Source organism: Streptomyces sp. MS191 (genome assembly GCF_008042125.1).
Taxonomy (GTDB): Bacteria; Actinomycetota; Actinomycetes; order Streptomycetales; family Streptomycetaceae; genus Streptomyces.
Window position 1 is genome coordinate 71696 of sequence record NZ_RDBI01000050.1, and the last position, 14469, is coordinate 86164.

The 14469-nt window shown below is 73.9% G+C and carries 12 protein-coding genes; 8 read left to right on the forward strand and 4 right to left on the reverse strand.

What is annotated here, in order from left to right; all coding sequences use genetic code 11:
- Nucleotides 1–8: 8 nt before the first annotated feature.
- The 5 genes from EAO71_RS22430 to EAO71_RS22450 all read left to right on the forward strand — a co-directional run bounded on the left by EAO71_RS22430 (nt 9) and on the right by EAO71_RS22450 (nt 4595).
- Nucleotides 9–1316, forward strand: a complete 1308-nt coding sequence (locus tag EAO71_RS22430; RefSeq protein WP_147979638.1) for an SAM-dependent methyltransferase — start codon at nt 9–11, stop codon at nt 1314–1316.
- The gene (locus EAO71_RS22435) at nt 1313–2599 is read left to right on the forward strand and encodes an SAM-dependent methyltransferase (protein ID WP_147979616.1); all 1287 of its coding nucleotides are present in this window, start codon (nt 1313–1315) and stop codon (nt 2597–2599) included. The genes EAO71_RS22430 and EAO71_RS22435 overlap by 4 nt, the downstream gene beginning before the upstream one ends.
- Nucleotides 2596–3405 carry a DUF1295 domain-containing protein gene (locus EAO71_RS22440; RefSeq protein ID WP_147979617.1) on the forward strand — a complete coding sequence of 270 codons (810 nt, stop codon included), beginning with the start codon at nt 2596–2598 and terminating at the stop codon, nt 3403–3405. Before EAO71_RS22435 ends, EAO71_RS22440 begins: the two co-directional genes overlap by 4 nt.
- A complete protein-coding gene (locus EAO71_RS22445) occupies nt 3402–4061 on the forward strand; it encodes an alpha/beta fold hydrolase (protein WP_147979618.1) in 660 nt (219 codons plus the stop codon). Before EAO71_RS22440 ends, EAO71_RS22445 begins: the two co-directional genes overlap by 4 nt.
- Nucleotides 4062–4187: 126 nt before the next feature.
- Nucleotides 4188–4595 (forward strand): STAS domain-containing protein, encoded by a 408-nt coding sequence (locus tag EAO71_RS22450; RefSeq protein WP_187282786.1) that lies wholly within the window; start codon nt 4188–4190, stop codon nt 4593–4595.
- Nucleotides 4596–4682: 87 nt separating this feature from the next.
- Here EAO71_RS22450 and EAO71_RS22455 read toward each other — a convergent pair whose 3' ends face one another.
- A complete protein-coding gene (locus tag EAO71_RS22455) occupies nt 4683–7673 on the reverse strand; it encodes a carbohydrate binding domain-containing protein (RefSeq protein ID WP_147979620.1) in 2991 nt (996 codons plus the stop codon).
- 292 nt (nt 7674–7965) lie between these two features.
- On the opposite strand from EAO71_RS22455, the gene EAO71_RS22460 reads away from it, so the two are divergent.
- Entirely contained in the window at nt 7966–9087 is a 1122-nt protein-coding gene (locus tag EAO71_RS22460; RefSeq protein ID WP_147979621.1) for a sulfite oxidase, read from the forward strand.
- Nucleotides 9088–9167: 80 nt separating this feature from the next.
- Here EAO71_RS22460 and EAO71_RS22465 read toward each other — a convergent pair whose 3' ends face one another.
- Nucleotides 9168–10688 carry a bifunctional phosphatase PAP2/diacylglycerol kinase family protein gene (locus tag EAO71_RS22465; protein WP_147979622.1) on the reverse strand — a complete coding sequence of 507 codons (1521 nt, stop codon included), beginning with the start codon at nt 10686–10688 and terminating at the stop codon, nt 9168–9170.
- 214 nt (nt 10689–10902) lie between these two features.
- Between EAO71_RS22465 and nadE the strand changes: the two genes are divergently transcribed.
- Both nadE and EAO71_RS22475 read left to right on the forward strand, forming a co-directional pair.
- Entirely contained in the window at nt 10903–11733 is an 831-nt protein-coding gene (gene nadE / locus EAO71_RS22470; RefSeq protein WP_147979623.1) for an ammonia-dependent NAD(+) synthetase, read from the forward strand.
- Between the two features lie 112 nt (nt 11734–11845).
- Nucleotides 11846–12232, forward strand: a complete 387-nt coding sequence (locus tag EAO71_RS22475) for a VOC family protein (RefSeq protein WP_147979624.1) — start codon at nt 11846–11848, stop codon at nt 12230–12232.
- A gap of 87 nt (nt 12233–12319) precedes the next feature.
- Here EAO71_RS22475 and EAO71_RS22480 read toward each other — a convergent pair whose 3' ends face one another.
- The gene (locus EAO71_RS22480; RefSeq protein ID WP_147979625.1) at nt 12320–13210 is read right to left on the reverse strand and encodes a DUF4097 family beta strand repeat-containing protein; all 891 of its coding nucleotides are present in this window, start codon (nt 13208–13210) and stop codon (nt 12320–12322) included.
- A gap of 196 nt (nt 13211–13406) precedes the next feature.
- Entirely contained in the window at nt 13407–13949 is a 543-nt protein-coding gene (locus EAO71_RS22485) for a hypothetical protein (RefSeq protein WP_147979626.1), read from the reverse strand.
- Nucleotides 13950–14469 lie beyond the last annotated feature (520 nt).

Sequence of the window (14469 nt, forward strand, 5' to 3'; positions counted from 1 at the left end):
GGCATCCTGTGACCGTCTCGTACCCCCCGACGCACCAGAGCGTCGTTCCCGCCGCCGACCGGACCGTCGACCCGGCCCGCTGGCCGGACGTCGCCCATCCGCCCCGCACCTCGGCGCTGCGCACCGCGATCGCCCGGCGGATCGTCGAGCGCGCCTTCACCCGGGTCCCGCTGCGGATACGGCACGGAGGCGACGGACGCCCGGCGAGCCTCGTCCCGCTCCGGACCGGCGCGCTGCCCACCCTCACCCTGCACCGCCCCGAGGCCTTCCACCGCCGGATCGGCGCGGGCGGCCTGATCGGCTTCGGCGAGTCCTACATGGCCGGCGAGTGGGAGAGCGACGACCTCGTCGGCGCGCTCACCGTGCTGGCCTCGCACGTCGACGAGCTGGTACCGGCGCCGCTGCGCCGGCTCCGCGGCGCCTGGGTGCGCCGCCGCCCCGAGCAGCAGCGGAACACGCCGGAGGGCGCACGGGACAACATCCAGAGCCACTACGACCTGTCCAACGAGCTGTTCTCGCTGTTCCTCGACCCGAGCATGTCCTACTCCTCCGCGGTCTTCGCCGCCTTCCCGGCCTCGCCCGCGACGTTCACCGCGGCCCAGCACCGCAAGATCGACCGGCTGCTCGACCTCGCGGAGGTCGGCCCCGGCACCAGGCTCCTGGAGATCGGCACCGGATGGGGCGAACTGGCCCTGCGGGCCGCCGCCCGCGGAGCCGAGGTGCTGACCGTCACGCTCTCCGAGGAGCAGGCGGACCTGGCCCGCACCCGGATCGCCGCCGCCGGCCTCTCCGACCGGGTCACGGTCGAACTGCGCGACTACCGGCACGTCGAGGGCTCCTTCGACGCGGTCGTCAGCGTCGAGATGATCGAGGCCGTGGGTGCCGAGTACTGGCCCGCCTACTTCGCCGCCCTGCGCGGACTCCTCGCCCCCGGCGGGCGCGTCGCGCTCCAGGCCATCACCATGCCCCACGAGCGGATGCTCGTGACCGCCCGCACCCACACCTGGATCAGCAAGTACATCTTCCCCGGCGGGCTCATCCCCTCCCGCGAGGCGATCGCCCGGGAGAGCGCCGCCGCCGGACTGCGGATCGTCGAGGACGCCGGCTTCGGCGACCACTACGCGGAGACCCTGCGCCTGTGGCGCGAGGAGTTCGGCCGGCAGGCCGCGGCCGTCGACGCGCTCGGCTTCGACGTGGTCTTCCGGCGCATGTGGGAGCTCTACCTCGCCTACTCGGAGGCAGGATTCCGCTCCCGCTACCTGGACGTCCGCCAGATCCTCCTCACCGCCGACCACACGCCGGAGACCGCCCGATGACGTACGCCGCCCAGCGCCTCGCCGGCGCGCTCGCCCCCTGCTTCCCCGGCCCGCTCCCCGTCCGGCTGCGCGCCTGGGACGGCAGCGAGGCCGGACCCCGTGACGCTCCCCTCGTGCTCGTCCGCACGCCCCGGGCGCTGCGCAGGCTGCTGTGGCAACCCGGCGAACTCGGCCTCGCCGAGGCCTACATCGCGGGCGAGATCGACGTCGACGGCGACCTCGGCGAGAGCCTCACCCAGGTCTGGGAGTACGTCCGCGAACAGGGCGCCGTCCGCCCCCGGCCCGCCGACCTGGCGCGCGCGGCGGGCGTCGCCCTGCGCCTGGGCGCGCTGGGCCCGAAGCCCGCCGCCCCGACCGCCCCGCGCGCGGAGCTGCGCGGCCGCCTGCACTCCACCGCCCGCGACCGCGCCGCCATCAGCCACCACTACGACCTCTCGAACGACTTCTACGCGCTCCTCCTGGACGAGTCGATGGCGTACTCGTGCGCCTACTGGGCACGGCCCGACGCCCCGGACTACGGTCTCGCCGACGCGCAGCGCGACAAGCTCGACCTCGTCTGCCGCAAGCTCGGACTCGAACCCGGCGCGCGCCTGCTCGACATCGGCTGCGGCTGGGGATCGCTGTCCCTGCACGCCGCCCGCGCCTTCAAGGCCGAGGTCACCGCGGTCACCCTCTCGGCGCGCCAGCGCGACCACGTCCGGGACCGCGTGGCCCGCGAGGGCCTGACGGACCTGGTCGACGTCCGTCTCATGCACTACCGCGACATCCCGGGCGGCGGATACGACGCCGTGTCGGCCATCGAGATGGGCGAACACGTCGGCGACGCCGAGTACCCCGCCTTCGCGGCCCAGCTGCACGGCCTGCTGCGGCCCCGCGGCCGGCTGCTCGTCCAGCAGATGTCCCGCGGGGCGAACGCGCCCGGCGGCGGCGCCTTCATCGAGACCTACATCGCGCCGGACATGCACATGCGGCCCGTCGGGCAGACGCTGGAGCTGCTGGAGTCGGCGGGCCTCGAGGTGCGTTCCGTCGACGCCCTGCGGGAGCACTACGCCTGGACGATCGAGGCATGGCACCGCACCCTGGAGGAGCGCTGGGAGCAGTTCGTCGACCTCGTCGGCGAGCCCACCGCCCGGGTCTGGCGGCTCTACCTCGTCGGCAGCGCGCTGGCRTTCGCCCAGAACCGCATGGGCGTCGACCAGATCCTCGCGGTCCGCCCCGAGCCGGGCGGCGCCACGGGCCTGCCCGCGACCCCGCACTGGCACCGAGCGGAGGAAGGACGATGACCACGCTCGACTGGGGCGCGTTCGGCTGGAACCTCGCCGCCTCGGCCGGCACCGCGCTCGCGGTCATGCTGGTCACCTTCGCGGTGGCCGTCGCGAAGGGCCTGCACCGGATCGTCGACGTCGCCTGGGGCGTCGCCTTCGCCGCCGTCGCCCTCACCACCTGGCTGCTGTCGGCCGGCTACGGCGACGACGGCCGGCGCCTCGCGGTCACCCTGGCCACCGTCGTGTGGGGGCTGCGCCTGGCCCTGCACATCGCCCGGCGCGGGCGCGGGCACGGTGAGGACCCGCGCTACGCCCGCATGCTCGACCGGGCGCCGGGCGACCCCCGGCTGTACGCCCTGCGCAAGGTCTACCTGCTCCAGGGCGGTCTCGTCTGGCTGGTGTCGCTGCCCGTCCAGGCCGCGGCCTACCTGCCCGCGGCCCTGGGCCCGGTGGCCGCGCTCGGGCTGCTCCTGTGGCTCACCGGTCTGCTCTTCGAGGCGGTCGGCGACCACCAGCTCGCCCGCTTCAAGGCCGACCCCGCCCACCGCGGCCGGATCATGGACCGCGGCCTGTGGAGCTGGACGCGGCACCCCAACTACTTCGGGGACCTCCTCGTCTGGTGGGGGCTGTACCTGCTGGCCTGCGCGAGCTGGCAGACTGCGGCCCTCACGCTCGTCTCGCCGCTGGTGATGAGCGCGCTGCTCATCTGGGGCAGCGGCAAGCGACTGCTGGAGGCGCACATGGCCGAACGGCCCGGATTCGCGGCCTACGCCGCCCGCACCAGCGGGTTCTTCCCGCGCCCGCCCCGCCGGGTCGCCGGATGACGGCCGCGGCCCATCGGGGGACCACGCCGACGGGCGAGGGCCGGGTACTGCTGCCCCGTGCCCGGCCCGCCCGCCCGGCGGCGGCGGTCCTGCTCCTGCACGGCGGGCGCGCCGACGGTCTGGAACCCCCGCCGCCGCTCAACCTGCCCGCGTTGCGGATGCGCCCCTTCGCGACGGCGATCGCCCGTGCGACCCGCGACTCGGACGTCCTGGTCGCGGAGGTGCGCTACCGCCACCGCGGCTGGAACGGCGACCGCCGGGACGCCGCCCGCGATGCCGAGGCGGCCCTCGCCCGGCTGCGGGAGCTCGCCGGGGAGGTGCCCGTCGTGCTCGTCGGCCACTCGATGGGCGGACGCGCGGCGCTGCGCGCGGCCGGCGACCCCCTGGTCCGCGGGGTGGTGGCGCTCGCGCCCTGGTGCCCGCCCGGCGAGCCGGTCGGCCATCTCGCGGGCCGTCGGATCCGGCTCCTGCACGACGAGCGCGACCGGGTGACCTCGGCCGCCGAGTCCTGGGAGTTCGTCCGCCGGGCCCGGCTGGCGGGCGCGGACGCGGCCGGCATCCCGATGCCGGCGGGCGGGCACGCGATGCTCCGGGACGCGGGGACCTGGCACCGGCGCGCGGCCGAACTGGCGGCGGCCGTGCTCGCCGCCGGCTGACCGCCCGGCGCCGCCTCCGCCGCCGCCGGGGGAGATGTCCCCCGGAAGTGGATCACTGCCACGCTCCGGAGTGATCACGCGGCGCGCCGCGTTCCGGTGAGCGGGCCGACCGGTGTTCATGGAGGGGTGAGTACCACGAGCACCGCGCCGATACTGACCTCGATCCCCCTGCCCGTCGTGTGCGACCCGGGCGCGGACACCGCGCCCGGCGTCATAGCCGTCCAGTCCTGCACGAGCGTCGGCTCCACCGGCCTGCGGGTCCGGCTGGCCGGAGAGGTCGACCACCACAGCTGTGCGCCCCTGCGGGCGATACTGGCCTCCGCGGCCGGCACCGGGGTGGGGGAACTGGTCCTGGACGTCTCCCGGGTGACGTTCTGCGACTCGGGTCTCCTCGCCGTCCTGGACCAGTGGACGGCGATGGGCGGGCGGTACCGGATCGACGAGCCGCCCGAGGTCGTGCTGCGCCTGCTGCGGCTGGCGGCGGGCACGCTGCGGCCTCCGCCGCGCCCCCGGCGACGGACCGCCGGGAGCTGATCCGGCGGTCCCGGTGTACGGGACACCGGCGGGCGGCGGCAGGTGATGCCGCCGCCCGCCGGTCCCCTCACGACGGCCCGGGGGCCGTCACTTCAGGTACGGCCCGGCGGTACCGATCCGTCCGGTGCCGTTCAGCACGTACACCCGGAGGTTGCCCTTGCCGGGCGCCGCGACCGTCAGCTTCCCGTCGGTGACGACCCGGGTGTCCCCGGTGACGGCGTCGGTGTAGGTGCCGTTGGGGATGCCGGTGTACGAGGCGCCGCCGGTCACCGTCACGAGCGCGAAGCTGTCCGTCGTGCCGCTGGTGTAGCGCCGTTTGAAGGCCATCGAGCCGCTGATGCCCTCGGTGGAGTACTGCCCCGTCTGGAGGGCGGGGACCGCCCGGCGGATCTGGTTGAGCCGCTGGACGTGCTGGACCAGGGGCTGGGCGAGTGTCTGGGCGACCGCGCCGCTCGCGGACTCGACCGCGGAGAACCCGGAGGCCTTCACGGACCCGGCGAGATGGTCGCCGAAGTAGGCCCGGCCCGTGGTCGCGAGCGGGCAGCTGGGGCCGCAGTCGATCTTCTTGCCCTTCTGGAACTCGATCTCGGAGCCGTAGTACAGGGTGGGGATGCCGCGGAAGGTCCACATCAGCGACATGTTCTCGGCCCAGGCGTCGGTGCCGCCGGCGTAGCGCTCGCTGCTCTTGTTGGGGCCGTAGTCGTGGCTGTCGACGTACACGACGTTGTAGGTGGCGTCGTTGTAGCTGTCGTCGGAGTCCTTGCCGTTGCCGAAGGCGTTCTGGGCGTCACCGAAGTTCATGTGCATGCGCATGTCGATCACGTTCATGCCGGAGAACCTGCTGTGGTCCGGCTCGTGGTAGCTGTTGCCGTTCAGGAAGGCGTTGTTCGACGTCGGCTGGCCGGCCGGGCCGAGCTGCTGCTCGTAGTCGTACATCTCGAGCGCCGCCTTCGCGTCGTCGAGGTCGTACTCCTTGCGCTCCTTCCACGTGTAGAACTGCGCGGAGTGGTTGACCGAGCCGCGGTTCCACTTGTCGTTGACGAAGGCGGCCACCTCACCGAAGACGAAGAAGTTCCGCGCCGCCTCCGCTCCGAACCGCTGGGTGACGCGCTCCTGGATCGCGGGCAGGAAGCGGCGGTTCCAGGTCGTGCGGGGGATGTGGACGGCGGTGTCGACCCGGAACCCGTCCACCCCCATGTCGATGTACTTGTCGTAGGCGCCGATCAGGTAGTTCTGCACGGCCGGGGACTCGGTGTCGAAGTCCGCCAGATCCTCGTGCAGCCAGCACGAACGGGAGTCCTCGCCCTCCCAGTTGCCGATCCAGCAGGTGTGGTACAGCGACGACGGGAACATGCCGGACGTCGGGCTGGGCCACTGGCAGTTGTAGATCCGGTAGCCCTCGGGCGAGGTGTTGGCGGTGGGTTTGCCCCAGTTCACGCAGGTGTTGCCGGACGGCTCGGCCGTCGACCACAGGTCGCCGGTGTAGTACGACTTGCCGGACTTCGGCTCGACGGTCAGACCGTCGTACTCGAAGGAGGCGTTGGGCTCGTCGTAGTACCAGCTCCACTGGCTGTCCCGGACGCCGTACACCTTCGGGGTGAACAGGCCCTTGGCGCCCCAGCGGGAGGAGTGGTTGTAGACGACGTCCTGGTAGATCTTCATGCCCTTGGCGTGGGCGGCGTCGATCAGGTCCTGGTAGGAGGCGCCGGCGGACTCCAGCCGGGCGTCGACCTTGTAGAAGTCGTAGCCGTGGTACCCGTGGTAGTCGTAGTCGGAGCGGTTCAGCACCACCGGGGTGATCCACACGGCGGAGAAGCCGAGCGCCTTGATGTAGTCGAGCTTCTCCACCAGGCCCTTGAAGTCGCCCCGGAACATGGGGTCGCCGTTCGCGGCGTTCCCCGACTTCGTGTGCTGGCTGCCGCCGCGGTTGTTGGACGTGTCGCCGTCGTTGAAGCGGGCGGTCAGCACGAAGTAGATCGGGTCCTTGCGCGGGTCGGTGCCCAGCGGGCGGCCCGTCCCGGGGACGGGTGGCTTCGTTCCCGTGGTGGCCTGGACGGCGGTGGAGGCGGCCGAGACGTTTCCGGCCGCGTCGCGGGCCCTGACGGTGTAGGTGTACGCGGTCCGCTCGGCCAGGTTCGTGTCGGAGTGCACGGTGGAGCCGACGTCGATCACGACGGTGCCGCCGGTTCCGCCGGTCCGGGTCACCTGATATCCCGTCACCGCCCGGTCGTCCGTGGCCGGTTGCCAGGTCAGCAGGACGGATGTGCCGTCGGCGCTCGCGGTGAGTCCGGCGGGCGCCGTGGGCGCCTGGGTGTCGGGGACCTCGGCGGCGCAGGGGTTCGCGGCGTCGCGGGTGACGACCCGGTCCCTGACCGTGGTCGTGCCGGCCGGCAGGGTGTAGTCGGTGCCGTTGTTGTTGTCCCAGATCCCGTTGCCGTTGTTGAAGGCGGCCTTCATCGTGGTGGCGGTGCCGAGGTCGACGGTCCGCTTCCACCAGCCGGCGCAGGCCGCCTCCATGCCGATGCCCGGGACGGTGGTCCAAGCTCCGCCGGCCGGGGCGTAGTGCAGGTTGGCGGTGGTCCAGCCGAGTGCGGCGGTGGAGTAGTAGACGGTGGCCTGGTTGCCGGGGCCGGTGGGCTCGCCCGGGTCGTCGGCGCAGGGGTCGGAGTGGGCGACCACGCCGTCCTTGACGGTGATCGTGCCGGTGCCCAGGTCGTAGTTCCGGCCGCCGTTGTTGTCCCAGGTGCCGGTGCCGTTGTTGAAGGTGGCCTGCAGTCCCGCGGCGGTGCCGAGGGTGACCGTCTTCTTGACCCAGTCCGTGCAGGCCGCCTCCATGGCCACGCCGGAGACGGTGGTCCAGGCTCCGCCGTCCGGGGCGTAGTGCAGGTTGTAGGCGGTCCAGTTCCTCGTCTTCGTGTAGTAGAAGACCGTCGCCGTGGTGGCCTCGGCGGCCACGGGGGCGCCGGCCAGGTCGGCCGCGTCGGTCGGCGGGACGGCCGAGAGCAGTCCGAGGAGGCAGGCGGCGGACACGGCCGCGGCCGGGGCCCGTCCGAACCGCCGGAAGGGGGTACGTCGCATGCGTCTCTTCTCCGGAACAGGGCCGCGACGGGGAGGCCGCGGCAGGTGATGAGCCCCGTTCGCTCCCGCCCGCCGAGGGCCGGGAACGCCAAAGAACGGCCGCCCCGTGGCTGAAATATCCCTCAGCAACTTGCAGCAACCTCTTGCGGGTTGGGAAGTTACCCGTGCATGACAGTGGCGTAAAGGCTTCGGTGCACGATTCGGCGGACGACGTTCCGGGGCGGTCCGTCCGGCGCCGGCACGGGGCCCGCGCCGAGGTGCCCGACCCCGGGCGGCGGCGCACCATGAAGGCATGGACGGATCCCTGCGGGAGATCAGTGCTCCCGGGCGGGTGGCGGACCCCCACGAGGGCATCAGCGCCTCCGAACTCGCCCTCGCCACCCGGAACCACGGGCTGCCCCTGGAAGCACTGCACTACGACCTCACCCCACCCGGCCTGCACTATGTCCTGGTCCACTACGACATCCCCGTACTGGACGCGGACGGGTGGCGGCTCACCCTCGGCGGCCTGGTCCGCGACCGGCTCACCCTGGACCTGGCCGACCTGCGCGCCCTGCCGGCCGTCACGCACCGGGTCACGATGGAGTGCGCGGGCAACGGCCGGGCCCGGCTCCGGCCCAGACCCGTCAGCCAGCCGTGGCTGGTGGAGGCCGTCGGCACCGCCGAATGGACCGGTGTCCCGCTGCGCGTCCTGCTGGACGAGGCCGGTGTCGGACCCGGGGCCGTCGAGGCCGTCTTCACCGGGGCCGACCACGGCGTCGAGCGCGGTGTCGAGCAGGACTACCGGCGCAGCCTGCCGATGGACGTCGCCCGCGGGACCCGGCCGGACGTCCTCGTGGCGTACGAGATGAACGGCGCCCCGCTGCCCCCGCAGCACGGCCACCCCGTCCGGCTGGTCGTCCCCGGCTGGTACGGCATGGCCCACGTCAAATGGCTGCGGGACATCACCCTCGTCGACACCCCCTTCACCGGGTTCCAGCAGGCCGTGGCCTACCGCTACCGGCAGACGCCGGACGAACCGGGGGAGCCGGTCGACACCATCGCGCCCCGCGCCCTGATGATCCCGCCGGGCTTCCCCGACTTCATGTCCCGCACCCGCGTCGTCCGGCCGGGACCCGTGCGCCTGGCGGGCCGGGCCTGGTCCGGGCGCGGGCCCGTGACCCGCGTCGAGGTCAGCGTGGACGGCGGCGCCTTCTGGACCGAGGCGGAACTGGTCCGCGAGCCCGCCCACCCCTGGGCCTGGTCCGGCTGGCACACCACGTGGGAGGCGACCCCCGGGCTGCGCCACCTGACCGTCCGCGCCACGGACGCCGAGGGGAACACCCAGCCGCTGACGGAGCCGTGGAACCGCGGCGGCTTCGGCAACAACCTGGTCCAGCGCGTCGAGGTGCTCTGCGCCCCTGAGGGGACGTGACGCGGGGCGAACCCGCGTCACGTCCCCTCAGGGGTCCGCCGCGCGCCCGAACCGGGCGGCGTCCTCCGCCTCGGCCGGCCTCAGCCGTCCGCCGGACGGTAGACGGTCAGCGCCCGCGGCAGCTTGTCGATCAGCATGCTCGACGGGGCCGGCACGACCTCGCCGTCACAGGCCATGAAGGTGCCCTCCGGCAGCCCGGTGATCCTGAGCCGGTGCGGGCGCGCGGCGGCGTACACGCGCGTCCGGGCCAGACCGCCCGCGAGCGCCGTGGCCAGCAGCCGGGTCCGGGCGAACCGGCCGCCGTCGGCGACGCGGACGTCCAGCAGCCCGTCGGCCATCGCCTTGCGGCGCACCGGGGCGACGCCGATGCTGCGGTACGCGCCGTTGCCGGCGAACAGCAGCCACATCGACCGCTGCCTGCCGTTGACCTTGGCGCGCAGCGGGCGGGACGAGCGCAGTATCCGCGCCACGCCCAGAACGGCCGCGGCCGTGCCCCCGATCCGGGGCGACCACCGCTCCCGGAGCCGCACCAGCTCGGGGTAGATGCCGAGACTGAAGGTGTTGAGGAAGTACGCGGGTGCGCCCTCCGGGGCCAGGGTGAGCGCCGACGACAGCCTGCGCACCCGGCCGATGTCCGCCTGGACGGCCTCACCGGCGGCCAGCGCCGCGCAGCCGTCCGCGAGCGTCTCCACCCCCAGGTCCGCGGCGAAGTGGTTGAAGGTGCCGCCGGGCAGGACCAGCAGCGGCACGCCGTGCCGCAACGCCGGTGTGACGGCCGCGTTGACGGTCCCGTCCCCACCGCACACGCCCAGGGCGCCGCCCCGCTCGGCGGCCTCCGCGGCGGCACGGTCCAGCACCTCCGGCAGCGGGCCCACCGACTCGTCGTAGCGGATCACCTCGGTCTTCGGCAGCAGGTTCTCGATCTGCCGGGCCGGCTCGACCAGCTGCGGCGCGGAGCCGGACGAGGGGTTGACGACGACGACCAGCCCCTCGCCCTCCGGCAGTGCCGGGGCCTCCACCCGTGGCCGGGCGGGCGGCGGCTTACGGGTCCGCGAGGGCGAGGGCCCCCGCAGGACCGTCGCCGCCCCCATCCCCAGCAGCGCGCCCACCACGACGTCGCTCGGGTAGTGCACACCGGTGTACACGCGGGAGAAGGCGACCGATCCGGCGATCGGCACCAGCACGGCCCCCCAGCCCCGGGACTCCAGGGCGGCGCCCATCGTGAAGGCGGCGGCCGAGGCGGAGTGCCCCGAGGGGAAGGAGCTGGTGATCGGCCGGCGCGACAGGTGCCGCACCACCGGCACCACGTCGATCATGGGCCGCTCGCGCCGTACGGCGCCCTTGGCCAGTGTGTTGACCGTCGCCGAGGCCACGGCCAGGGAGGCGACCGCGCGGACCGCCGCCCGCCGGCCCCGCACCCCGCCGACGGCCCACATCCCGGCGCCGATGCCGAACCAGAGGAGTCCGTGGTTGGCGCTGGTGCTCAGCCTGGGCAGCACCCGGTCGGCGCCCGGCCAGGACCGCCGGGCCACCTGCTCGAACAGCCTCCGGTCCGCCAGGCCCAGCGCACCGCGCAGGCGCCCGATCTTCGTCACGTTCATCACGGCCTCCTACCCCGAGTCTCGGTCCACAGTCCGCGTCCGGCGCGTCCGGCGCGCGGTCGGCCCAGCACCGAGCGGTGCCCCCGGAGGGCAGCGCACCGGGCCGCCGCCGGGCGGCATAGAGTCGACCCCGGTACGGAGCCCCGCCGCCCTCCCGCGCACGGGACCCCGACGCCGCACGAACCGCCGACCGAATCCCCACGAGGAGCACTCCGTGACCCACCCGGCGCCCATCGCCCTGCAGCAGCAGATCGCCCGGGAACTCGAGGTTTCCGAGACCTTCGACCCGAGCGCCGAGATCGAGCGCCGGGTCGCCTTCCTCGCCGAGCGCCTCACCACCACGGGGCTGCGCGGCCTCGTCCTCGGGATCAGCGGCGGCGTCGACTCCACGACGGCCGGGCGGCTGTGCCAGCTCGCGGTGGAACGGGTGCGGGCCGCGGGACACGAGGCCGCCTTCTACGCCATGCGGCTGCCGTACGGCGTGCAGGCCGACGAGAAGGACGCCCAGCTCGCCCTCGGTTTCATCGAGGCCGACCATGTCCTGACCGTCGACGTGAAGCCGGCCGCCGACGCGTCCCTCGCCGCCTGCCTGGACGGCGGAGTGACCTTCCGGGACGCCCACCACCAGGACTTCGTCCAGGGCAACATCAAGGCCCGGCAGCGGATGATCGCCCAGTACGCCGTCGCCGGCGCGCACGACGCCCTGGTCGTCGGCACCGACCACGCGGCCGAGGCGGTCTCCGGCTTCTTCACCAAGTTCGGCGACGGCGCGGCCGACGTCGTCCCGCTGACCGGCCTGACCAAGCGGCGGGTGCGCGCCGTCGCCGACGTCCTGGGCGCCCCGTCCGAGCTGGTGTGGAAGACGCCGACGGCCGACCTGGAGACCCTCGACCCGGGCAAGCCCGACGAGGACGCCCTCGGGGTCACCTACGACGACATCGACGACTTCCTGGAGGGCAAGCCGGTGAGCGAGGCCGCGTTCGCCGCCATCGTCCGCCGCTACGAGCTCACCGACCACAAGCGCCGGCTGCCCCTCGCGCCCTGAGGGTGACGGGAGGGGCCCATCCGGACGTCTGCGCGTGGCACGCCCACGCCCAGCGGTGAGCATGGTGACACCGGGGGATCGCCCCCTGCTCACCGGTGGAAGGGACGACGGCATGTTCGGACGGACGAAGGCGTTCAGCGGGTTCTCCGTGAACGACCTGGGCGAGGCCCGGCGGTTCTACGGCGACACGCTGGGCCTCCAGGTCGAGGAGACCGGCGAGGGGGAGATGCGGATGCTCACCCTCACCCTCGGCAGCGGTGCCCGGGTCTTCGTCTATCCGAAGGACGACCACGCGCCGGCCGGCTTCACGATCCTCAACTTCCCCGTCGACGACATCGACGAGGCGGTCGCGGAGCTGGAGCGCCGAGGCGTGACCTTCGAGCGCTACCCCGGCTTCGAGGCGGACGACAAGGGCGTCGTGCGGGACGAGCGCGGTCCCGCGATCGCCTGGTTCACCGACCCGGCCGGGAACGTCCTGTCCGTCCTCCAGGAGCGCTGAGGCCACCGACGGCACCGGCGTGTCGGGGCCGGGCGGCCGAGGGGCGTGCCGGGCGTGGCGCCCGGCGGCCCCCTGCCCGTCCGCCGGTCAGGCGCGGCGGACCACGATGTCGCCGACAGCGGTGCGGGCCCGGACCTCCACGGTCCCGTCGGCGCCCTCCGGCCCCGCCGCCTCGTCGAGCAGGTTCTGCACGTTGCCGAACCGGGAGTTCAGGTCGAGCCAGGCGGCGGTCGCCGCGCGCACCCCGATGTCGAGGTCCCCGGCCGAGGTGTGCAGCGCGACGGTGCCGCGTGCCACCTCACCGACCCGGATGCCGCCGGTGGCGGTCCTGGCCTCGACGCCGGCGTGCGCGACCCCGATGCGGATCCCGCCGTTGGCGGACTTCGCCTCGACCTCGCCGTGCGCGACGCCCACCGTGATGGGGCCGTTGGAGGAGGACACCCGCAGGTCGCCGCCGACCTCGGCGATCACGGTCTCGCCGTTGGCGTTCTTCACGGTCGCCGTCCCGGTGACCTCGCCGACGTCGATCCGGCCGTTCCCGGCGACCTGGGCGTCGCCCGTCGCCCGGTCCAGCCCGACGGTGCCCAGACTGGTCCGCAGCTGGACCGCCGCCGCCTGCTCGACCTGGACGTCGCCGACCGAGGTCTTCAGGTCGCAGTCCCCGAGCGGTCCCTGGCAGAGGAAGTCGGCCATGGGCGCCTCACCGTGCAGCCGGGAGCCGGCCGGCAGCTCGACGGTGAGGGTGATGGACCCGCTCCGGCCGAAGACGGACCGCTTCCGGGGCCCCTTGACCAGCAGCCGGCCGTTCGCGCAGCTGACCTTGGTCTGCTGGGCGGCCTTCACGTCGGCGTCCTCGGCGGGGTCCGCCGGCAGGACCTCGACGACCGTGTCGATGCGCTTGCTCGCGATGATCCGCGCCGTGCCGATGTCGAACTCGACGGTGGCGGAGAGGGGTTCGGGGGTGTCGAAAGAAGGCATGGCTGTCCCGTCCTCATGGCACTCGTGGGTGTTCCCGCCGGTGGGGCGGGTGAAGGTGTGGGTGGGGGAACGTCGTGACCGGAAGTGCTCGCGCCGTCCGTCACGTCCCCGGGTGGGGTTCAGGGCATGTCCTGCGGAGCCTGCCGCGCTCGCGGCCGCATGCCCTGCTCGCCGGCTCCGGACCCAGGTCCGGGACCTAGCGGGCCCAGCCGGTGTAGCTGCGGCCGCCCCGGGGGCGGGTGGTGCGCGAGGCGGTTCGCGGCGGCTCGCCCGCGTCGAGGGCGCCGGCCACGGCGCGGACGAGCCACGCGTTGACCGAGAGGCCCTCCTGCCCGGCGGCCTCCTCGATCCTGGCCTTGAGGGGGGCCGGAAGCCGGAAGTTGATCCGCGCGGTGCCCGCGTCGTCGCCGTCGGCCACCGGCTGCGCGGCCGCGCGGGCCGCCCCGGACGCGCCCGCCGTCCGGTCCGCCTCCGTGTCCTCGTACGCCTCGGGCGCCGGAGGCGGCGTCACCACGAACTCGGGGTCGAGCCCGCGCAGCCGTACGTCGACCGACCCCGGCGCCAGCTCGCTGGTGATCTCGTCCATCGCGGCGGACAGCGCGTTGAGCAGAGTCAGCCGGGCGGCCGACTCCAGCGGGGCGGTGAGCCGCTCGGCGAGCGCGCGGGCGTCGTCGCCACCCGCGGCCGCGGCGACCGCGAGTTCGTTACGGAGGTTGTCGACATACGGCATCAAGTCCATGACGCCATCATGGCACCATCATGGCGCCATGGCAAGGGTGTCGTGGCGTCATCCGGTGCCATGTCCGCGGGCAGGGGCACGCTTTCGCCCGCTGGACACCGTCGGCCGGCGCACCTGAACGAACAGGTCGACAGCCGCGGGCCCTTGCCCGCGGACGTCGCGCGCGCCGGCCCGAACGCGAAGCACCACCGCTGAACCGGCCGTACGAACCGTACGCGCGTCCCGCCGCACCTGCGTCCGACGAGGCGTCATGGCCGTTCCGGCGTGGCTCTTTTCCGCCCGGGCTCTTGGACAGGGCAGGTGCGGGGCTGCTGAGCTGGGTGGATGAACCGCACCTTCGCCGCCCGTCCCCGGAGCGCCGTACGCGCGAGCGCCGTCGTCCTCACCCTCCTGCTCGCCGGGTCGTAGGCGAAGGCGCCGATGCGCACGCCACGGGCGGACTCCAGGCGGCGCAGCTCGGCGGCGAGCTCCGCGGCGGGCGCGGCGGAGCCCGGTGGGCTCGCGTCGGTGGTGGAGGCGG